This window comes from Bradyrhizobium sp. USDA 4510 (assembly GCF_054059095.1).
Window position 1 is genome coordinate 9,053,164 of sequence record NZ_JBSSBT010000001.1, and the last position, 19,742, is coordinate 9,072,905.

Annotated in this window: 17 protein-coding genes; 13 read left to right on the forward strand and 4 right to left on the reverse strand. The window is 65.0% G+C overall.

Going from position 1 to position 19,742, the window contains the following annotated elements; all coding sequences use genetic code 11:
- Positions 1–235: 235 nt before the first annotated feature.
- On the reverse strand, positions 236–2,398 hold the full coding sequence (locus ACVMDN_RS42095; protein ID WP_076824930.1) for a malate synthase G: 2,163 nt from the start codon (positions 2,396–2,398) through the stop codon (positions 236–238).
- 206 nt (positions 2,399–2,604) lie between these two features.
- Positions 2,605–3,852 carry an MFS transporter gene (locus tag ACVMDN_RS42100; protein WP_200844478.1) on the reverse strand — a complete coding sequence of 416 codons (1,248 nt, stop codon included), beginning with the start codon at positions 3,850–3,852 and terminating at the stop codon, positions 2,605–2,607.
- Positions 3,853–4,012: 160 nt separating this feature from the next.
- On the opposite strand from ACVMDN_RS42100, the gene ACVMDN_RS42105 reads away from it, so the two are divergent.
- The gene (locus ACVMDN_RS42105; RefSeq protein WP_246786651.1) at positions 4,013–4,930 is read left to right on the forward strand and encodes an AraC family transcriptional regulator; all 918 of its coding nucleotides are present in this window, start codon (positions 4,013–4,015) and stop codon (positions 4,928–4,930) included.
- A gap of 130 nt (positions 4,931–5,060) precedes the next feature.
- On the opposite strand, the gene cysC is transcribed toward ACVMDN_RS42105, so the two are convergent.
- Positions 5,061–6,980, reverse strand: a complete 1,920-nt coding sequence (gene cysC, locus ACVMDN_RS42110) for an adenylyl-sulfate kinase (RefSeq protein ID WP_076824933.1) — start codon at positions 6,978–6,980, stop codon at positions 5,061–5,063.
- 41 nt (positions 6,981–7,021) lie between these two features.
- Positions 7,022–7,816 (reverse strand): sulfate adenylyltransferase subunit CysD, encoded by a 795-nt coding sequence (cysD, locus tag ACVMDN_RS42115; protein ID WP_076824965.1) that lies wholly within the window; start codon positions 7,814–7,816, stop codon positions 7,022–7,024.
- A 247-nt stretch (positions 7,817–8,063) separates the two neighbouring features.
- Here cysD and cysG point away from each other — a divergent pair, with 247 nt between their 5' ends.
- The 12 genes from cysG (at position 8,064) to ACVMDN_RS42175 (ending at position 19,560) form a co-directional block, all read left to right on the forward strand.
- Complete coding sequence (gene cysG, locus ACVMDN_RS42120) at positions 8,064–9,515, forward strand: siroheme synthase CysG (protein ID WP_076824936.1); 1,452 nt, start codon at positions 8,064–8,066, stop codon at positions 9,513–9,515.
- A complete protein-coding gene (locus ACVMDN_RS42125; RefSeq protein WP_028334721.1) occupies positions 9,512–9,829 on the forward strand; it encodes a DUF2849 domain-containing protein in 318 nt (105 codons plus the stop codon). The genes cysG and ACVMDN_RS42125 overlap by 4 nt, the downstream gene beginning before the upstream one ends.
- A gap of 12 nt (positions 9,830–9,841) precedes the next feature.
- Entirely contained in the window at positions 9,842–11,497 is a 1,656-nt protein-coding gene (locus ACVMDN_RS42130; protein ID WP_057016151.1) for a nitrite/sulfite reductase, read from the forward strand.
- Positions 11,484–11,999, forward strand: a complete 516-nt coding sequence (locus ACVMDN_RS42135) for a DUF934 domain-containing protein (protein WP_076824938.1) — start codon at positions 11,484–11,486, stop codon at positions 11,997–11,999. Before ACVMDN_RS42130 ends, ACVMDN_RS42135 begins: the two co-directional genes overlap by 14 nt.
- Positions 11,996–12,724 (forward strand): phosphoadenylyl-sulfate reductase, encoded by a 729-nt coding sequence (locus tag ACVMDN_RS42140; protein ID WP_057016152.1) that lies wholly within the window; start codon positions 11,996–11,998, stop codon positions 12,722–12,724. Before ACVMDN_RS42135 ends, ACVMDN_RS42140 begins: the two co-directional genes overlap by 4 nt.
- A gap of 204 nt (positions 12,725–12,928) precedes the next feature.
- Entirely contained in the window at positions 12,929–13,918 is a 990-nt protein-coding gene (locus ACVMDN_RS42145) for a sulfate ABC transporter substrate-binding protein (protein WP_057016182.1), read from the forward strand.
- 50 nt (positions 13,919–13,968) lie between these two features.
- Positions 13,969–14,775: a sulfate ABC transporter permease subunit CysT gene (gene cysT / locus ACVMDN_RS42150; RefSeq protein WP_076824967.1), complete on the forward strand. Its 807-nt coding sequence runs from the start codon at positions 13,969–13,971 to the stop codon at positions 14,773–14,775.
- A 9-nt stretch (positions 14,776–14,784) separates the two neighbouring features.
- Positions 14,785–15,747 (forward strand): sulfate ABC transporter permease subunit CysW, encoded by a 963-nt coding sequence (cysW, locus tag ACVMDN_RS42155; RefSeq protein ID WP_371852089.1) that lies wholly within the window; start codon positions 14,785–14,787, stop codon positions 15,745–15,747.
- Entirely contained in the window at positions 15,737–16,786 is a 1,050-nt protein-coding gene (locus tag ACVMDN_RS42160) for a sulfate/molybdate ABC transporter ATP-binding protein (RefSeq protein WP_028342240.1), read from the forward strand. The genes cysW and ACVMDN_RS42160 overlap by 11 nt, the downstream gene beginning before the upstream one ends.
- A gap of 199 nt (positions 16,787–16,985) precedes the next feature.
- Positions 16,986–17,483 (forward strand): CAP domain-containing protein, encoded by a 498-nt coding sequence (locus ACVMDN_RS42165; RefSeq protein WP_028334729.1) that lies wholly within the window; start codon positions 16,986–16,988, stop codon positions 17,481–17,483.
- A 106-nt stretch (positions 17,484–17,589) separates the two neighbouring features.
- Positions 17,590–18,759: a DUF3734 domain-containing protein gene (locus ACVMDN_RS42170; RefSeq protein WP_057016154.1), complete on the forward strand. Its 1,170-nt coding sequence runs from the start codon at positions 17,590–17,592 to the stop codon at positions 18,757–18,759.
- 12 nt (positions 18,760–18,771) lie between these two features.
- Positions 18,772–19,560: a 3-hydroxybutyrate dehydrogenase gene (locus ACVMDN_RS42175; protein WP_057016155.1), complete on the forward strand. Its 789-nt coding sequence runs from the start codon at positions 18,772–18,774 to the stop codon at positions 19,558–19,560.
- Positions 19,561–19,742: the final 182 nt, after the last annotated feature.

The window sequence follows — 19,742 nt, forward strand, 5'->3', positions numbered from 1 at the left end:
GGCGAGGGCGTCTGCACGATTTCGGGATAATGGAAATGTAGAGCTGATTTGCCCGACGAGTCAAGTCGCCGTATCCGCCGGCACCTTTGCATGGGGTTGTTTTCGATAATTTGGCAGTGCGCCCTTGCGACGGCAGGTGATCGCGTCCGGCTCTTCCCGGCGTCACTTGCGGCGCCAACAAAAAAGCCCCGGCTTATCGCCGGGGCTTTTGCTTGTCGTTGCGATCGCTTGCAGATCAGCCCGCGGCCTTGGCCTCGCGGCGGCGCGCGGTGAGGATGTATTCGGTATAGCCGTTCGGCTGCGTGCGGCCCTCGAAGATCAGGTCGCAGGCGGCCTTGAAGGCGGTGCCATCGAACGCGGGCGCCATCGGCTTGTAGAGCGAATCGCCGGCGTTCTGCTTGTCGACGACGACGGCCATGCGCTTCAGCGACTCCATCACCTGGTCCCTGGTGATGACGCCCTGATGCAGCCAGTTCGCGAGGTGCTGGCTCGAGATGCGCAGCGTGGCGCGGTCTTCCATCAGGCCGACATCGTGGATGTCGGGCACCTTGGAGCAGCCGACGCCCTGGTCGATCCAGCGCACGACGTAGCCCAGGATGCCCTGGCAGTTGTTGTCGATCTCCTGCTTCACATCGTCGGGCGCCCAGTTCGACTGCGACACCGGAATGGTGAGGATGTCGGAGAGCTTGGCACGCGGCCCACCCTTGGCGAGCTCCTGCTGGCGGGCGATCACATTGACCTGGTGATAGTGCAGCGCGTGCAGCGTGGCCGCGGTCGGCGACGGCACCCAGGCGGTGGTGGCACCGGCCTGCGGATGGCCGATCTTCTGCACCAGCATGTCGGCCATCTTGTCGGGGGCGGCCCACATGCCCTTGCCGATCTGGGCATGGCCGGGCAGGCCGTCGATCAGGCCGTTGTCGACGTTCCAGTCCTCATAGGCCTTGATCCACGGCTGCGCCTTCATGTCGTTCTTGCGGATCATCGGACCCGCTTCCATCGAGGTGTGGATCTCGTCGCCGGTACGGTCGAGGAAGCCGGTGTTGATGAACATGATGCGCTTGGAGGCGCGCTGGATGCAGGCCTTGAGGTTGACCGTGGTGCGGCGCTCCTCGTCCATGATGCCGACCTTCAGCGTGTTCTCCGGCAGGCCGAGCATCTTCTCGACCTCGGCGAACAGGTCGCAGGTCAGCGTCACCTCGTCGGGGCCGTGCATCTTCGGCTTGACGATATAGGCCGAGCCGGTGCGGCTGTTCTTGACCTTGGAATTGCCCTTGAGGTCGTGGATCGCGAGCAGGCCGGCGACCGCGGCATCCAGGATGCCTTCCGGGATTTCCTCACCCTTGGCGTCGAGCACGGCGTCGGTGAACATGTGGTGGCCGACATTGCGCATCAACAGCAGGCTGCGGCCGTGCAGCTTCAGCTCGCTGCCGTCGGGCTTCTTGTAGACGCGGTCGGCATTGAGCGAGCGGGTCAGCGTCTTGCCGCCCTTCTCGAAATCGGCCGACAGCGTGCCATTCATCAGGCCGAGCGTGTTGCGATAGACCAGCACCTTGTCCTCGGCGTCGACGGCAGCGACCGAGTCCTCCATGTCGAGAATGGTGGAGACCGCCGATTCCAGGATCATGTCGGCGACGCCGGCCGGGTCATCCTTGCCGATCGCGTTGTTGCGGTCGATCTTGACCTCGACATGCATGCCGTTGTTGACGAGCAGGATCGCGGAAGGCTGGGCGGCGTCGCCCTGATAGCCGGCGAACTGGGCGGCGTTCTTCAGCGCGGTCGAGTTGCCGCTCTTCAGCTTGACCGAGAGCTTGCCCGCGATCACGGCGTAGGAGGTGACGTCGGTGTGGCTTCCGGTCGCAAGCGGCACGGCGGCGTCGAGGAACGCCTTCGCCTTCGCGATCACCTTGTCGCCGCGGGCCTTGTTGTAGCCACGGCCAGCCTCGCTCGGATCGTGCGGGATCGCGTCGGTGCCGTAGAACGCGTCGTACAGCGAACCCCAGCGCGCGTTGGCGGCGTTCAGCGCGTAGCGGGCGTTGGTGAGCGGCACCACCAGCTGCGGGCCGCAGATCTTGCCGATTTCCTCATCGACATTTGATGTCTCGACCTTGTGGGTCGCGGGCTCGGGCAGCAGGTAGCCGATGTCCTTGAGGAACGCGGTGTAGGCGTTGATGTCGAACGCCTTGCCCCTGTTGGCGCGATGCCAGTCGTCGATCTTGGCCTGCAGCGTGTCGCGGACCGCGAGCAACTCGCGGTTCTTCGGTCCGAGCTTCTGGATGATGGCGGCAAGTCCGGCCCAGAACGCATCCGGGGCGATCCCGGTTTTCGGCGTCGCCTCCTTGGCGATGAAATCGAACAGGACAGGGGCAATCTTCAATCCATGGGCATCGACACGAGTCATGATGGGCTTTCTCAAAGAAATGGGGCGTTTAGGAGCTGTTTTCCAGAGAAATCAGCAAAAAACGCGCCAAAGGGCCGCGTTCACGGCCCTTTTAGCCCTAAAGTCCCGGTTCTGAGAAGGCCCCCTTTCCGGCCCCACGCTGCATCGTCACGCGGGCGGCCACCCTGAATCTTCCAAACGCCGGGGTCCGCTCCCGGAAAGACCCGTCAGGGCGCCCCGGTGCGTACCTTGCTGGCGATCAGCAATGCAGCGAGCACCAGGGGAATTGCGCCCGCTACGAACACAGCGGCTGCGCCCATCAGATCAAGCACCAGCCCGCCGCCGGCCGCGCCCATGGTGATGCCGAGGAAGATCGAGGCCACGGTCAGTCCGGTCCCGCTCTCGGTCTCGTCGGGCACCATGCGGGTGATCCAGGTCGTGGTCGCGACCGGTACGCCGCTGAAGGCAAATCCCCAGAGTGCGACCAGCACCAGAGCTGGAATGACGTCCTTGCCAAAGACCGAGAGCAACAGACCGATCACGCTGATCGCCAGCGGCATCGCGATCAGCGTGAGCTTGAGTTTGCGCTCGGCCATCAGCCCGCTCGCGAACGAGCCGAGGTAGTTGGCGACGCCGAAGGCAAGCAAGGTCGCCGCAACTCCGGCGGCGCCCAGCCCCGTCACGCTCTCAAGGAATGGACGGATATAGCCGAAATAGCCGAAGTGTCCGGTGAAGACCAACGTTGCCGCCAAGATGCCGGCGCCGATCCCCGGCCGTGTCAGGATGTCGATCAGGGTGTCGAGCCCGGCTTCTCCCCTTGGGGCCAAACGCGGCAGAGCGAGTGCCTGGATGACGAATACCGCTGCGCCCAATGCAGTCGCGAGCAGGAACACGGAGCGCCAGCTCGCCACCTCGCCGAGATAGCTGCCGAGCGGAACGGCAATGATCATCGCGGCGGGAATGCCGCTCATCACGATCGACAAGGCCCGGGCAACCAGCGATGGCGGCACCAGCCTGATCGTCGTCGCTGCCGCCATCGCCCAAAACCCGCCGATGGCAAGGCCGAGCACGATCCGCGCGGCCAGGAGGAACGTGATGCTCGGCGCCAGCGCCACCAGCAGATTGGAGATCACCAGGAGAATCGAAAAGCTGAGCAGCACCGGCTTTCGATTGAACCTGCGCGTCAGTGTCGGCGTGAACAATGCTCCGACCAGCCCGGCCAGCGAGGTCGCGGTCACGGCCTGACCGGCGAGGCCCGGACTCACACCGAGATCGCGCGCCATCGGCGTCAACAGACCGGACGGCAGGAACTCGGCCGTCAGAAGTGCGGTGACGCCCAGCATCATGGCCGCGACGGCGCCCCAGGCGGGCCTTTCCGGTGAGGCCGGCTTGTCACCAACCTTGAGCGCGGCGTCGCCCGGCATCAGCGCAACGGCATCGGCGTGCGCCAGAGCGGGGTCCACTTCTTGATCCATTGGCCGAACCTTCCATCTATGTTGCACCGCCGCAGACATAGGCTGGAGGTTTTGGACGATCTATGCCATAAACGCTCCAATGTTTGATCATTCGTCCAGATCGTCCGCCGCCGATACGACCGACGCCGCCGTCGATCTGGTGAGCGAGTTGCTGCTCGGCATGCGGCTTGAGGGCGTTCACTACCGTCGGATCGAGACGCGGGCGCCCTTCGGGTTTCGGTTCGAAACGCCGTACGGACGCGCGCAATTCCACTTCGTTGCACATGGCACGGCACTTCTGCGCTACGCTGATGCGACGCTGCTTCCCCTTGGATGCGGTGACGCGATTTTCCTGCCGCGCGGCGGCGCGCATGATCTTGTCTCGGCCCCGGATGAGCCGAGTTGCGACGTCGAGCGTTTCGAGACCGAGACGCTGTGCGGCAATGTCGATGTGACATCGGCCTGCCCTGAAGGATGCCCGCAGGACGAGTCGGTCCTGGTCTTCAGCGCCTGCATGAATTTCGATCTTGGCGGCATGCGCCCGCTGATCGCGCTGATGCCGGAGGTGATGCGGGCCGACACGTTGCTTGCGCGCCAGCCGGAAATCGAACCGATGCTGAAGGCCATGGAGCGGGAGACCTGCACGCCGCGGGCGGGCTCCGTCGGCGTGATGGCGCGGCTCGCCGATGTGCTCGCCGCGTCGATCGTGCGTGGCTGGGTCGAATGCGGCGGCGACAACGCCATGGGCTGGTTCGAGGCCTTGCGTGATCCGCGTCTCGGCCGCGCGATCGGCGCGCTGCACCGCAAGCCCGGCCGCAACTGGACTGTTGCTGAATTGGCGGCGGAGGCGGGCTGCTCGCGTTCGCTGTTCGCCGAGCGCTTCCAGGCCATGACCGGGCAATCGCCGCTGCGCTATCTTGCCGAGCTGCGCATGCGTCTCGCGACACAGTGGATCAAGCATGAACGCCAGCCGATCGATGTGATCGCGCAGCGGCTTGGCTATGCGTCACAGGCGGCGTTCAGCCGCGCGTTCAAGCGTGTTACCGGGCAATCGCCTGGGATGGTACGGCACGGGGCCGCAAGCCGCGCGGCCGAATAGGCCTCAACACCGCCGTCTGCCCCGCTGCAAGCGGGGCATCCGGTACGCCGCGGCCTATCGGCTCAATAATTGCTGTCTCTGGAATACTGGATCGCCTGGACAACAAGCCGCGCGATGACAGCAAGAGAAGCTAAATATTCGCCGCGAGGTCGGTCAGTTCGTCGAACAGGATGCCAGTCGTGGCCAGCATCCGCTCGATCTCGTCGGTGGCATCGCTGACCGAGCGGATCGAGGTGTCGATGGTCAGTTCGTTGCCGGTCGGCGGCTGGTAGTCATTGGTGATGCCGGTGAAAGACGGCAATCCGCCGGAGCGCGCCTTGGCGTAATGGCCCTTCGGATCGCGGGTCTCGCAGACCTCGGCAGGCGTTGCGACATAGATCTCGCGGAATGCGCTGTCGGCGATGCGGCGAGCTGCCGCACGGTCGGCGGTCGATGGCGACACCGCGGCGACGATGGCGATATGGCCGTTGCGCGCCAGATGGGTCGCGACTTCGGCGAGGCGGCGGATGTTTTCGGCGCGGTCCTGCGGCGAGAAGCCGAGATCGCCGTTCAGCCCGGCACGCAGCGTGTCGCCATCGAGCAGGATCGGCGAGCCGCCATTGCCGAACAGGCGCCGTTCCAGCGCCCGCGCCAGGGTCGACTTGCCCGAGCCGGGCAGGCCGGTCAGCCAGACCACTGCGCCGTTGTGGTGGTAGCGCGCCGAGCGCTCGTCCGGCCGCAGCGCGGACTCCACCGGCACGATATCGACCGGCACCGCCGGCCGGCCGGCGTCGACCGACAGCACGAGACCGCCGCCGGCGATACGGCCGTTGACCTCGATCACGAGGCGGCCGGTGCGCGGATTGTCGGTGTAGGGATCGGTTGCAACCGGCTGCGCCAGCGAGATGTCGATCTCGCCGACATGGTTGCGCGCGATCGCGGTGTTCTCTTCGTTGGACAGCGCGCCGGGATCGACCGCCTTCTCGATCGCGACCACGGTGGCGCGGCTTTCCTTGGTGCCGAGCCGGATCAGGATCTGCTCGCCCTTGGTCAGCGGCTTGTCATGCAGCCAGAAGATCCGGGCGCGGATGCGGCGGGTGTCGCGCGGGCTCTGCCCGGAATGTCCGATGATGTCGCCGCGCTCGAGGAACAGCTCGCGGTCGAGCGTGATGCCGACCGAGCGTCCGGCGCCCTGTGGGGCGTTCACCGGCGTCACCGGCCAGCTCTCGACGGTCTTGATCCGCGCGATCTTGCCGGTCGGCATGATCACGATCTCGTCGCCGGCCTTCAGGCTGCCGGACTCGATGCGGCCCGCCACGATGCGGCGGTCGTCGAACTTGTAGATCGCCTGCACCGGCAGCCGCAGCGGCAGCTCGGCCAGCGGGCGTGCCGGCTCGAGCGCATCGAGCGCCTCGACCACGGTCGCGCCCTTGTACCAGTCGATCCGCGGCGTGCGTTCGGCAACGCCGTCGCCGTCGCGCGCCGAGATCGGGATCACGGCTGTGGGGGTCACGCCGAGGCCGATCAGATGCGCGGAAATCTCGTCGCTGATCTCCTTGAAGCGGTCGGCGCTGAACTCGACGCGGTCCATCTTGTTGACCACGACCGCGACCTGCTTCACGCCGAGCAGATGCAGGAGATAGCCGTGCCGCCTGGTCTGGTCGCGCACGCCTTCCAGCGCATCGATGATCAGCACCGCGCCGTCGGCCTGCGAGGCGCCGGTGATCATGTTGCGCAAGAACTCTGCGTGGCCGGGCGCGTCGATCAGCACGACGTCGCGCGAGCGGGTGCGGAAGCGGATCTGGGTGGTGTCGATGGTGATGCCCTGGTCGCGCTCGGTCTGCAGCGCATCGAGCAGGAACGACCACTCGAACGGCATGCCGCGCCGCGCGCTCACCGCCTTCAGCATTTCCAGCTTGCCGTCGGGCAGGCTGCCGGTCTCGTGCAGCAGGCGCCCGACCAGCGTCGACTTGCCGTGATCGACGTGGCCGACGATGACGATGCGCACCTGCGGCCGCGTCGTGCCGTTGGGCGTTGCCGAGATCGAGGCAGTGGGAAGGATCATGTTCATCGGAACGCTCGCACGAAGCTTGGTGTTGCTTGAAGTGTTGATCAGAGATAGCCGGCGACGCGCAGCCGCTCGAACGCATCCTCGGTCTCGTGGTCGAGCGCGCGGCCGGCGCGCTCCGGGACCTTGGTGCCGTCGAGCTCGGTGAGGATCTCGTCTATGTTGGAGGCGGTGGAGGCGACCGGGAAGGTGATGTCGGAATCGCCCAGCGAGCGGTAGCGCTTGCCGTCCTTGGCGAGATAGAGCGGGATGATCGGAATGCCTTCGCGCTTGGTGTAGGCCCAGATGTCGGCCTCGGTCCAATGCAGGATCGGATGGATGCGCAAGTGCGCGCCTTGCGGCGGCGAGGCGTTGAACTGGTCCCAGAACTCCGGCGGCTGGTCGCGGACGTCCCATTCGCCCTCGAGGCCGCGCGGCGAGAACACGCGCTCCTTGGCGCGGGTCGCCTCTTCGTCGCGGCGGATGCCGGCAATCAATCCGTCAAAGCCGAACTTGTTGAGCGCGAGCTTCAGGCCCTCGGTCTTGCGCGCGGCGGAACGTGCGGCCGGCGGCAGGGTCGGGTCGACGCTGTCGATCGGCGGGCAGGGCTCGACGCGCAGGTCGAGATCCCACTCCTTTCCGAAGCGGTCGCGGAACGCATACATCTCCGGAAATTTCTTGCCGGTGTCGACGTGCAATGCCGGGAACGGGACGCGGCCGAAGAACGCCTTGCGCGCCAGCCAGATCATCACGTTGGAATCCTTGCCGAGCGACCACAGCAACGCGAGCTTCTTCAGCCGGGCGAACGCTTCGCGCAGAATGTAGATGCTCTGCGCCTCCAGCTCGTCGAGATGATCCATCGACGGAGGCGCCTGATTGGCGGGAATCCCCGGCACGGAAGATGCATTGCTAAGCGCTGCGGACCGCGTCCTGGCGGCGACGGATTCGTTGTCGAGAAGATGCATCTCTTGGCCTTGGCCTGTGGAGTTGAAAATTCTAAAGTTGCGCTGCAATAGAGAAGAAATAATTTTCTCTTTGCTGGCCTTGATCGAGAGATAAATAGAAAATAATTTCAGTCAACCCCCAAGTTGGGGAAGCGAGTGTCTGATGCGATATCTGCCGGTGTTTCTGGATCTGCAAAGCGGCAAGGTGCTGCTCGTTGGAGCGGGCGACCTCGCGCGCGCCAAGTTGCGGCTGCTCGCAGCCGCCGGCGCCGCGGTGCGCTGGTACGCGACCGACAGCGATCATGACATTGCCGGTCTCGCGGCGGAGGACGCCGCGCGGATCGAGTGCGCCGAAGGCGATCCGCTCACCGCCGACCTCTCCGATGTCATCGCCGTCCTCTGTGCCGGCGCAGGCGAGATCGGTGTTGCGATGTCGGTGCGCGCCAAGGCGATCGGCCTGCCGGTCAACGTGATGGACGACCTCGTGCATTCCACCTTCATCATGCCGGCGATCGTCGATCGCGGCGATGTCGTGGTCGCGGTCGGCACCGGCGGCACGTCGCCGGTGGTCGCGCGCCGCATCCGCGAGAAGATCGAGGCGGTGCTGCCGGCGCGGATCGGCGATCTCGCCGGCTTCATCGGCGGCGTCCGCAAATCGATCCACGCCCGCATCGAGGAGTTTCCGCTGCGTCGCCGCTTCTGGGAGCGCATTGTCGACGGCCCGATTGGCGCGCTGGTGCTGGCCGGCCGCAAGGACGAGGCCGAGCAGGCGCTGAACGCGATCGCCGATCCCGCCGCATTCGCCGGCGCGAGCGCGGAAGGCAAGGCCATCGGTCACGTGACGCTGGTCGGCGCCGGTCCCGGCGATCCGGATCTGCTCACGGTGAAGGCGTTGCGCGCGCTGCAGGATGCCGACGTCGTGTTCTATGACGAATTGGTGTCATCCGAAGTTCTCGACCGCATCCGGCGCGATGCCACGCGGATCCCGGTCGGCCGCCGTGTCGGCAAGCCCGGCATCGGCCAGGACGCCATCAATGCGCTGATGATCGAGGCCGCGCAGTCGGGCCAGCGCGCGGTGCGGCTGAAGGGCGGCGATCCCTTTATCTTTGGCCGCGGCGGCGAGGAAATCGAGGCGCTGCGCGACGCCGGCGTCGCTTACTCCATCATTCCGGGCGTCTCCGCCGGTCTGGGCGCGGCCGCGCAATTCGAAGTGCCGCTGACCTTCAGGCACGAGGCGCTGCGCATCACTTTCCTCACTGCGCACAAGGCGCGCGATGCCGAGGTTGTCGACTGGTCGGTGCTGACAGACAAGAAGATGACCGTCGTCGTCTATATGGGCATGACCGCGGCGCCTTCGATCCGCGAAGGCATGCTTGCCGCGGGCCGCTCGCCGGAGACGCCGGTCGGCGTGTTCGCGCGCGTGACGCGGCCGGATGCCAAGGCCGCGGTCGGCACGCTGGCGCGGCTGCCCGAACTGGTCAAACAGGTCGACGGCGGTCCGGCCATTCTCATCATCGGCGACGTGGTCGCGCATTCCGCGCCGTGGAGCCGGTCCAACGTCACCCAACTCTTCTCCAACCAGATGTTCTCCGAACTGCTGAAAGCTGCCGAATGACCTCTCCGCTTGAACAGAAGAAAATCAGGATCACGGGCCCCTCGGTGGTGACCGCCAACCGCACCTGGGATGGTGCCGTGGTGTACCGGACCGCCAAGCAAGGCTGGTCCACCGAACTGTCCGATTCCGCCGTCGTCAGCACCTCCGACGACGCGCGCGCTCTCTTGGCCGAAGCCACCGCTGACGATGTCGGCGCGGTCGGCCCCTACATCGCGCCGGTCGAGCTCAAGGACGGCGGCAAGCTCAAGCCGGGCAATCTTCGCGAACACATCCGCGCCAAGGGCGTCACGATCGATCTTCAGGTGCCGGCGTAAGGCTCATCCATCATGTATGCATATGACGAACTCGACCGCACGCTGATCAACGAGCGTGTTTCGGAATTCCGCGACCAGGTGAAGCGCCGCCTTTCCGGCGAACTCACCGAGGACGAATTCAAGATCCTGCGCTTGCAGAACGGCGTGTACCTGCAGCTGCACGCCTACATGTTCCGCGTCGCGATCCCCTACGGCACGCTGTCGTCGAAGCAGTTGCGCCGGCTCGCCCATGTCGCGCGCCGCTACGATCGCGGCTACGGCCACTTCACCACGCGGCAGAACATCCAGTTCAACTGGATCAAGCTCGCCGAGCTGCCCGATGCGCTCGCCGATCTCGCCGAAGTCGGCATCCACGCGATGCAGACCTCCGGCAACAACATGCGCAACGTCACCTCGGACCAGTGGGCAGGGGTGGCGCCCGGCGAGATCGAGGATCCGCGGATCTGGTCGGAGATCCTGCGCCAGCACACCACGCTGCATCCGGAATTCTCGTTCCTGCCGCGCAAGTTCAAGATCGCGATCACCGCCTCCGAGCACGACCGCGCCGCGATCAAGATCCACGACATCGGCTTGCGGCTGCACAAGAACGCCGACGGCGAGACCGGTTTCGAGGTGCTGGTCGGCGGCGGCCTCGGCCGCACGCCGTTCATCGCCAAGACCATCAAGCCGTTCGTGCACGGCCGCGACATCCTGAGCTATGTCGAGGCGATCCTGCGCGTCTACAACCAGTACGGCCGCCGCGACAACATCTACAAGGCGCGCATCAAGATCCTGGTGCACGAGCTCGGCATCGAGAAGTTCGCCAAGGAAGTCGAGGAGGAGTGGAAGGCGATGGGCGATGTCGGGCTGACGCTCGATCACGCCGCCATCGAGGAGGTCCGCTCGCGCTTCTCCTATCCGCCTTACGAGAAGCTGCCGCACATGCCGGACGAGCTGAAGCAGGCCGCGCATGATCCGCTGTTCGAGCGCTGGCGCAAGAACTCGGTGGCGCCGCACAAGGTGCAGGGCTATTCGATCGTGACGCTGTCGCTGAAGCCGGTCGGTGGCCCTCCGGGCGACGCCACCGCGGAGCAGATGGACGCAGTCGCCGACCTCGCCGACAAATATTCGTTCGGCGAGATCCGTGTCGGCCACGAGCAGAATCTGGCGCTGCCGCACGTCGCCAAGCGCGACCTGCCGCAGCTGTTCAAGGCGCTCGACCGCCTCGGCCTCGCGACGCCGAACGTCAACCTCGTCACCGACATCATCGCTTGCCCCGGGCTGGATTACTGCTCGCTGGCCAACGCGCGCTCGATCCCGATCGCGCAGGAGCTGACGCGCCGTTTCGCCAACCACGACACCGCCGACCTGATCGGCCGGCTGCACATCAACATCTCCGGCTGCATCAATGCCTGCGGCCATCACCATGTCGGCCACATCGGCATTCTCGGCGTCGAGAAGAACGGCGAGGAATTCTACCAGATCACGATCGGCGGCCGCGCGGACGAGAACGCGCAGTTGGGCACGCTGATCGGCCCGGCCGTTCCCTATGCGGAAGTCGCCGACGTGATCGAAGACATTGTCGAAGCCTATCTCGCGCTGCGCGACCGTCCCGAGGAATTGTTCGTCGATACGGTGAAGCGTTTGGGCGTCGAGCCTATCAGGGAGCGGGTCTATGCCACTCGTTAAGCAGGGAAGAATCACCACCGATCTGTTCGTGCATCTCGCCGACGGCGCCGAGCTGCCGGGCGACGGCGCGGTGCTGGTGAGCGCCGAGCGTTTTCTCGCCGATCCGGAGGCGCTGCTGCGCCGTCCCGGCAAGCTAGGGGTGATCTGGCCGAACAACCGTAACCTCGACGATCTCGTGCCGCATCTCGATCGGCTGGCCTCGGTCGCGCTGGTGTTTCCGACCTTCCGCGACGGCCGCGCCTACAGCCAGGCGCGCCTGCTGCGCGAGCGTTACGGCTATGACGGCGAACTGCGCGCCACCGGCCAGATCCTGCGCGACCAGTTCGTGTTCATGACGCGCGCCGGCTTCGACGCCTTCGAGGTGAAGAAGGACGCCGACGCCGACGCGTTCGCCGCGACTATGAAGCGCTATTCGGTGTTCTACCAGCCGACCGGCGACGGCCGCGTCACCGCACTCAACCGCCGCATGCAGCTGCGTCACTCGGAGAGCGCCGGCCAGTGAGCACGCTCGCACCAGAGCTCGCAGTGGCGCCGGCCGCATTGCCAGCGGCCGATGCGCTCGATCGCGCGCTGCGCACGGCATCACCCGCCGAGGTGATCGCAGCCGCGGTCAAGACGCTCGGCCGCGAGAAGGTGGCGCTGGTGTCGTCGTTCGGCACCGAGTCCGCCGCGCTGCTCAAGGTGATGGCGGACGTCGATCCGGCGATCCCGGTGGTGTTTCTCGATACCGGCTGGCTGTTCGAGGAGACGCTGGCTTATCGTGACACGCTGGTCGAAACGCTCGGCCTCACCGACGTGCGTTCGATCAAGCCCGATGAGGAGGCGCTGTCGCGCCAGGATCCGGACCGCGAATTGTGGTTCACCGATCCCGACGCATGCTGCCGCATCCGCAAGGTCGAGCCGCTGGCGCGTGCGCTGAAGCCGTTCGCCGGCTGGATCAACGGCCGCAAGCGTTTCCAGGGCGGTGCCCGCGCCGACATCCCGGTTGTCGAGGATGACGGCGTCAGGCTGAAATTCAATCCGTTCGCCAACGTCTCGCGCGAGGAGATCGAGGCGATCTACACGCTCGGCAAGCTGCCGCCGCATCCACTTGTCGCATCGGGATATCAGTCGGTCGGGTGTATGCCTTGCAGCAGCCGGTCCGCTGCCGGCGAGGATGCGCGCGACGGCCGCTGGCGCGGCCGGGCCAAGACGGAATGCGGCATCCATACGATGAAGATGTCATAGGGTATGGAGCAGGGCGCTCGATCGCGATGAGCCTTCGTCGCGATTTGGCGACGCGACAAAGCCTTCGCAGTGCGGCAACTTCGTAGCACAAGCGCGCTGCGCCGCCGAAAACAAAGAAAACCGGTTTCGTTGACTTAAGACCACTTCGCCGTGAGTTATGTCTTGCGTGTTCCCTGACATTTCTCAGGTTGAATGGAGAGCGAAATGATCCGTCGTATCCTGCCGCTGGTCGCGGGACTGTTGTGGGCGAGCTCGGCCTTTGCGGCCGACTATTCGCTGCTGAACGTGTCGTATGATCCGACCCGCGAGCTCTATGTCGATTTCAACAAGGCGTTCGCCGCGGCCTATCAGAAGGAAACCAGCAAGAGCGTCGAGATCAAGCAGTCGCATGGCGGCTCCGGCTCGCAGGCGCGCTCGGTGATCGACGGATTGCAGGCCGATGTCGTCACGCTGGCGCTCGCCTATGACATCGATGCGATCGCGGGCAAGGGCCTGATCGCGGCCGACTGGCAGAAGCGGCTGCCGCTCAACGCCTCGCCCTACACCTCGACCATCGTGTTCCTGGTGCGCAAGGGCAATCCCAAAGGCATCAAGGATTGGGACGATTTGATTAAACCCGGCGTCAGCGTCATCACGCCGAACCCGAAGACCTCGGGCGGCGCGCGCTGGAACTATCTCGCCGCCTGGGGCTATGCGCAGAAGAAGTTCGGCTCCGCGGACAAGGCGAAGAAGTTCGTCGCCGATCTCTATCAGAACGTGCCGGTGCTCGACACCGGCGCGCGCGGCTCGACCGTGACTTTCGTCGAGCGCGGCGTCGGCGACGTGCTGCTGGCGTGGGAGAACGAAGCCTTTCTGGCGCTTCGCGAATTCGGCGCGGACAAGTTCGAGATCGTGGCCCCGGCGCAGTCGATCCTGGCCGAGCCGCCGGTCGCCGTGGTCGACAAGGTCGCCGACAAGAAGGGCACCCGCGCCGTCGCCGAGGCCTATCTGAAGTACTGGTACACCAAGGAAGGCCAGGAGATCGCCGCGCGCAACTCGTACCGACCGCGCGATCCCGAGATCGCCAAGGAGTACGAAAAATCCTTCGCCAAGGTTGAACTTTTCACCATCGACGACGTTTTTGGTGGTTGGACCAAGGCCCAGAAGGAGCACTTCGCCGAGGGCGGCATCTTCGATCAGATCTACAAGAACTGATCGGATTATCAGGGGGATATGTGAGCACAGCGGTTGCACGGCGCAGTACCCTGCCGGGGTTCGGTCTCACCATGGGACTGACCCTGACATGGCTGTCCGTTATCATCCTGATTCCGCTGGCCGCGCTGTTCCTCAAGACGTTCGAGCTGAGCCTCGACCAGTTCTGGGGCATCCTCACCAGCCGCCGCACCCTGAACGCCCTGAAGATTTCGTTTGGGCTTTCGTTTGCGGCCGCATGCGTCAACCTGGTGATGGGCACCGTCATCGTCTGGGCGCTGGTGCGTTATCGCTTTCCGGGCCGGCGGCTGTTCGACGCCATCGTCGATGTTCCGTTTGCCTTGCCGACGGCGGTCGCCGGCGTCGCGCTGACGCAGCTGTTCGCCCAGAAGGGCTGGCTCGGCGCGCCGCTCGCCGAGCTCGGCATCAAGGTCGCGTTCACGCCGATCGGCATCTTCATCGCGATGATCTTCATCGGCATTCCGTTCGTGGTGCGCACGGTGCAGCCGGTGCTGATCGATCTCGATCCCGAGATCGAGGAGGCGGCGGCGAGCCTGGGCGCCAATCGCTGGCACACGGTGTTTCGCGTCATCCTGCCGAGTTTGATCCCGGCGCTGCTCACCGGCTTTGCGCTGGCCTTTGCCCGCGCCATCGGTGAATACGGCTCGGTGATCTTCATCGCCGGCAATCTGCCCAATGTCTCCGAGATCGCGCCGCTGTTGATCGTGATCCGGCTGTCCGAATTCCGCTACGCCGATGCCACCGCGATCGCGGTCGTGATGCTGGTGGCCTCGTTCCTGATCATCTTCCTGATCAACCGGCTGCAGCGCTGGGCGCAAGCCCGCATCCCCGTGCATTGAGGTCTTGCGATGTCGATGCAGACGGGATTGGTGACCTCGACCACGCAACTGCGGACCTACGCACCCGCGACCGATGTCAGCGTCGCGGCGCCGGCGCCGCGGCTCGAGATCGCGCGCGCGGAGCCGGGGACGGCGCAGCGCAATCTGCGCACCGAGCCCGGGCCGATCCGCTTCATCATCATCGCGCTCGCGATCGCCTTCCTCAGCGTCTTCGTCGTGCTGCCGCTGGTCGTGGTGTTTGCGTCGGCGTTCTCGAAAGGTGTCGGCGCGTATCTCGCGGCGCTGGCGGAGCCTGAGGCACTCGCCGCCATCAAGCTGACGCTCTTGATCGCCGCGATCTCGGTCACGCTCAACCTCGTGTTCGGGGTGATCGCGGCCTGGGCGATCTCGAAGTTCGAGTTCACCGGCAAGACCTTCCTGATCACGCTGATCGACCTGCCGTTCTCGGTCTCGCCAGTGATTTCGGGCCTGGTCTACGTGCTGCTGTTCGGCGCGCAGGGCTATTTCGGGCCGTGGCTGCAGGCGCATAACGTCCACATCCTGTTCGCGGTGCCCGGCATCGCGCTGGCGACGATCTTCGTCACTTTCCCCTTCGTGGCGCGCGCGCTGATCCCGCTGATGCAGGAGCAGGGCACCCAGGAAGAGGAGGCGGCGATCTCGCTCGGCGCCTCCGGCCTGCAGACCTTCTTCCGCGTCACGCTGCCCAACATCAAATGGGGCCTGCTGTACGGCGTCCTGCTCTGCAACGCGCGCGCGATGGGCGAGTTCGGCGCGGTGTCGGTCGTGTCCGGCCACATCCGCGGCGAGACCAACACGATGCCGCTGCTGGTCGAAATTCTTTACAACGAATACCAGTTCGTCGCCTCGTTCGCGATCGCATCGCTGCTCGCGATGCTGGCGCTGATCACCCTGGTGGCGAAAACCGTTCTCGAACGGCGGCTCGACGAGGCAGAGGTGCCCGATGGCGATTGAAGTCAAGAATATCGTAAAGACGTTCGGCAGCTTTGCCGCGCTCGACAATGTCGACCTCAAGGTCGCCGACGGCGAGTTGCTGGCGCTGCTCGGTCCGTCCGGTTCCGGCAAGACGACGCTGCTGCGCATCATCGCAGGCCTGGACTGGCCTGACTCGGGCGAGGTCGCGATCGACGGCGAGAATGCGCTCTCGCGCGGCGCCAGCGAGCGCCAGGTCGGCTTCGTGTTCCAGCACTACGCGCTATTCCGCCACATGACGGTGTTCGAGAACGTCGCCTTCGGCCTGCGCGTGCAGCCGCGCGCGATCCGCAAGGACGAGGCGACGATCCGCGCCCGCGTCAAGGAGTTGCTCGACCTGGTGCAGCTCGATTGGCTGGCCAACCGCTATCCCAGCCAATTGTCCGGCGGCCAGCGCCAGCGCATCGCGCTGGCGCGCGCGCTTGCGATCGAGCCGCGGATCCTGTTGCTCGACGAGCCGTTCGGCGCGCTCGATGCCAAGGTGCGCAAGGAGCTCAGGCAATGGCTGCGCTCGCTGCACAACGAGATCCACGTCACCTCGATCTTCGTCACCCATGACCAGGAAGAAGCGCTCGAAGTCGCCAACCGCGTCGTGGTGATGGACAAGGGCAAGATCGAGCAGATCGGCTCGCCCGGCGAGGTCTATGACAATCCGGCGACCGCCTTCGTGCATGGCTTCATCGGCGAATCCATCGTGCTGCCGGTCGACGTCGCCGGCGATGCGGTGCGGCTGGACGGCCGTCCCCTGAACATTCCGGCTTTGGGCGCGGCGTCGGGCGCGGCAAAACTGTTCGTCCGCCGCCACGACATGGCGGTCGGCCCGGCCGGAACCGGCGCCCTGGAAGGCGCCATCCGGCACGTCCGCTCGTTCGGTCCGATCCAGCGCGCCGAGGTGGCCCTGTCGGGGAGCGAGGGCAAGACCGTGATCGAGATCGACGCCCCCCGCGACCGCGAGCTCCAGGCCGGCGAAATCGTCTCCCTGCAACCCCGCCGCTACCGGATCTTTGCCGCCCAGGAGTAGGCATCCGGGCGACGGTTCCTGACCACATCCACCGTCATTCCGGGGCGGTCCGTAGGACCGAGCCCGGAATCTCGAGATTCCGGGCTCGCTTCGCGCCCCGGAATGACGGCATTTCGCAGCCAAAAGTTAGCCCCTGTTCACCATTCAGCCACGGTTGGTATGCAACAACGGCGGGCCAATCTTTGGGGGTTTTCTTACAGTGAAACGGACGACGGTCGCCCTGTTCGGGCTTCTGCTGCTTGCCGGCTGCGGCACGGACACCAAAATCCCGGAAGAACCGACCATGTATCTCAACATGGCCCAACCCGGCGCTGTCCTGGATAGCCAGGCGGCCGCGATCATGTTTTCGCAGTATCGCCAGAACAATGGTCTTGGCACCGTGGTGGTCGATCCGGACCTGACCAAGCTCGCCGAGCAGCAATCGCAGGCGATGGCCGCCCGCAACAAGATGGACCACGACGTGAAGGCCCCGCTCGGCAAGCGGCTGCAGGCCGGAGGCTATCCCGCCACCGTCGCGGTCGAGAACATCTCGGCCGGCTATCACACGCTGGCAGAAGCCTTTTCGGGCTGGCGTGATTCACCGCCGCACAAGGCCAATATGCTGAAGAGCGGTGTCACAAAAATGGGCATCGCGGCGGTCTATGCTCCCAACACCAAGTACAAAGTGTTCTGGACGCTCATTTTGGCGGCAACCTGATCTCGATAAATTCCGCGTGATCTAACCCCATAATCTCGCTGATTGACGCCGCGGCGAACTGTCGCCACGGTTGCGGCTCAAGTCGTTTTTGAGCGAACGGTTACGAATGGATACTTCCGACACCGCGCCTGCCTCGACGCCGGCGCAAGCGCAGCGCGTGCTGGTTCTTCAGGGCGGCGGCGCGCTCGGCTCCTATCAGGCCGGCGCCTTTCAGGCCCTCTGTCACGCAGGCTTCGAGCCGGAATGGATCGCCGGCATCTCGATCGGCGCCATCAACGCCGCGATCATCGCCGGCAACGAGCCGGCCGAGCGCGTGCCGCGGCTGAAGGAATTCTGGGAGATGGTATCGGCGCCGGTGCCGTGGAATCCGGTCTCGAAGCATGAACGCGCCCGCTCGCTGTTCAACGAGACCAGCGCCGCCATCATCGCGACCTTCGGCGTGCCCGGCTTCTTCACGCCGCGGATTCCGCCGGCGCCGCTGTGGCCGCCCGGCAGCTCGCAATCGCTGAGCTATTACGACACCGCGCCGCTGAAGAAGACGCTGGAGCGCCTCGTTGATTTCGACCGGATCAACGATCTGAAGACGCGCCTGTCGGTTGGCGCGGTGAGCGTCACCTCGGGCAATTTCCGCTATTTCGACAATTACGAGTTCAGGAAGCTCGGCAAGAAGATAGGCCCCGAGCACATCATGGCCTCGGGCGCGCTGCCGCCGGGCTTTCCGTCCGTCGTCATCGAGGGCGAGCATTATTGGGACGGCGGCATCGCTTCCAACACCCCGCTCGACTTCGTGCTCGACGAGGAGACCAGCCGCGATCTCCTGATCTTCCAGGTCGATCTGTTCAGCGCGCGCGGGCCGTTGCCGGAGACGCTGCTGGAGGCCGCCGAGCGCGAGAAGGACATCCGCTATTCCAGCCGGACGCGGATGAACACCGACAAGAACCGGCAGATCCACAACGCCCGCATGGCGGTACGCGACCTGATCGGCAAGCTGCCCGATTACCTGAAGAACGATCCGTCGGTCGAGCTGCTGCGCAAGGCGTCCAAGGAGAACACCGTCACGGTGGTTCACCTGATCTACAAGAGCAAGAACTACGAGAGCTCCTCGAAGGACTACGACTTCTCCCATGTTGCGATGGTCGAGCACTGGGGCGCGGGCGTCCGCGACGTGCATTTGTCGATGCGTCACAAAGAATGGCTAGAACGGCCGCAGTCCGGGGAGACCATGGTGACTTACGACCTCACGGGGGATGAACCCACACCCCCCGCAAGCAAATAGGAGCGACCGACAATGGGTACGTTGACAGGCAAGACCGCCGTTGTGACCGGCTCGACCAGCGGCATCGGATTGGCGATCGCGCGCGCCTTCGCCGGTGCCGGCGCCAATATCGTTCTCAACGGCATGGGCGTTCCGGCCGATATCGAGAAGGAGCGTTCCGGCATCGAGACCGACTTCAAGGTCAAGGCCGTGCATTCGCCGGCCGACATGACCAAGCCGGCCGAGATCGCCGAGATGGTTGCGCTCGGCGAGAAGACCTTCGGTTCGGTCGATATCCTGGTCAACAATGCCGGCATTCAGTTCGTTGCGCCGATCGAGGAATTCCCGCCGGAGAAGTGGGAAGCGATCATCGCGATCAATCTGTCGTCCGCGTTCTACGGCATCCGCGCCGCGGTGCCCGGCATGAAGAAGCGCGGCTGGGGCCGCATCATCAACACCGCCTCGGCGCACTCGCTGGTCGCTTCGCCGTTCAAGTCGGCCTATGTCTCGGCCAAGCACGGCATCGCCGGCCTCACCAAGACGGTGGCGCTGGAGCTCGCGCAGCACAAGATTACCTGCAACTGCATCAGCCCGGGCTATGTCTGGACCCCGCTGGTCGAGCACCAGATCCCGGAGACCATGAAGGCGCGCAACATGACCAAGGAGCAGGTCATCAAGGACGTGCTGCTCGCCGCGCAGCCGACCAAGGAGTTCGTGACCTCCGATCAGGTTGCGGCGCTTGCGCTGTTCCTGTGCAGCGACGATGCCGCGCAGATCACCGGCTCCAACTACTCGATCGACGGCGGCTGGACCGCGGAGTAATTTTTCCGGCGGGATTTGGCGGCCTCAGAACAAGCCGGCCCTGATTGGATCAGGGCCGGCTTTTGTTTTGGGGCTGCAAGCGTCGCCATCGCCTGGAGCCATCGCTTTTGGCGAAATTTTGCAACTTTTTCCGATCGGATTCAGGACGATTTGGCACGCCGTGGGATGATGGCATGGGCATT

Bases quoted from the DNA above. Each gene is read 5' to 3' on its own strand.
- ACVMDN_RS42095 (WP_076824930.1), bottom strand. From the start codon at position 2,398: ATGACTCGTGTCGATGCCCATGGATTGAAGATTGCCCCTGTCCTGTTC.
- ACVMDN_RS42100 (WP_200844478.1), bottom strand. From the start codon at position 3,852: ATGGATCAAGAAGTGGACCCCGCTCTGGCGCACGCCGATGCCGTTGCG.
- ACVMDN_RS42105 (WP_246786651.1), top strand. From the start codon at position 4,013: ATGCGGCTTGAGGGCGTTCACTACCGTCGGATCGAGACGCGGGCGCCC.
- cysC (WP_076824933.1), bottom strand. From the start codon at position 6,980: ATGAACATGATCCTTCCCACTGCCTCGATCTCGGCAACGCCCAACGGC.
- cysD (WP_076824965.1), bottom strand. From the start codon at position 7,816: ATGGATCATCTCGACGAGCTGGAGGCGCAGAGCATCTACATTCTGCGC.
- cysG (WP_076824936.1), top strand. From the start codon at position 8,064: ATGCGATATCTGCCGGTGTTTCTGGATCTGCAAAGCGGCAAGGTGCTG.
- ACVMDN_RS42125 (WP_028334721.1), top strand. From the start codon at position 9,512: ATGACCTCTCCGCTTGAACAGAAGAAAATCAGGATCACGGGCCCCTCG.
- ACVMDN_RS42130 (WP_057016151.1), top strand. From the start codon at position 9,842: ATGTATGCATATGACGAACTCGACCGCACGCTGATCAACGAGCGTGTT.
- ACVMDN_RS42135 (WP_076824938.1), top strand. From the start codon at position 11,484: ATGCCACTCGTTAAGCAGGGAAGAATCACCACCGATCTGTTCGTGCAT.
- ACVMDN_RS42145 (WP_057016182.1), top strand. From the start codon at position 12,929: ATGATCCGTCGTATCCTGCCGCTGGTCGCGGGACTGTTGTGGGCGAGC.
- cysW (WP_371852089.1), top strand. From the start codon at position 14,785: ATGTCGATGCAGACGGGATTGGTGACCTCGACCACGCAACTGCGGACC.
- ACVMDN_RS42160 (WP_028342240.1), top strand. From the start codon at position 15,737: ATGGCGATTGAAGTCAAGAATATCGTAAAGACGTTCGGCAGCTTTGCC.
- ACVMDN_RS42170 (WP_057016154.1), top strand. From the start codon at position 17,590: ATGGATACTTCCGACACCGCGCCTGCCTCGACGCCGGCGCAAGCGCAG.
- ACVMDN_RS42175 (WP_057016155.1), top strand. From the start codon at position 18,772: ATGGGTACGTTGACAGGCAAGACCGCCGTTGTGACCGGCTCGACCAGC.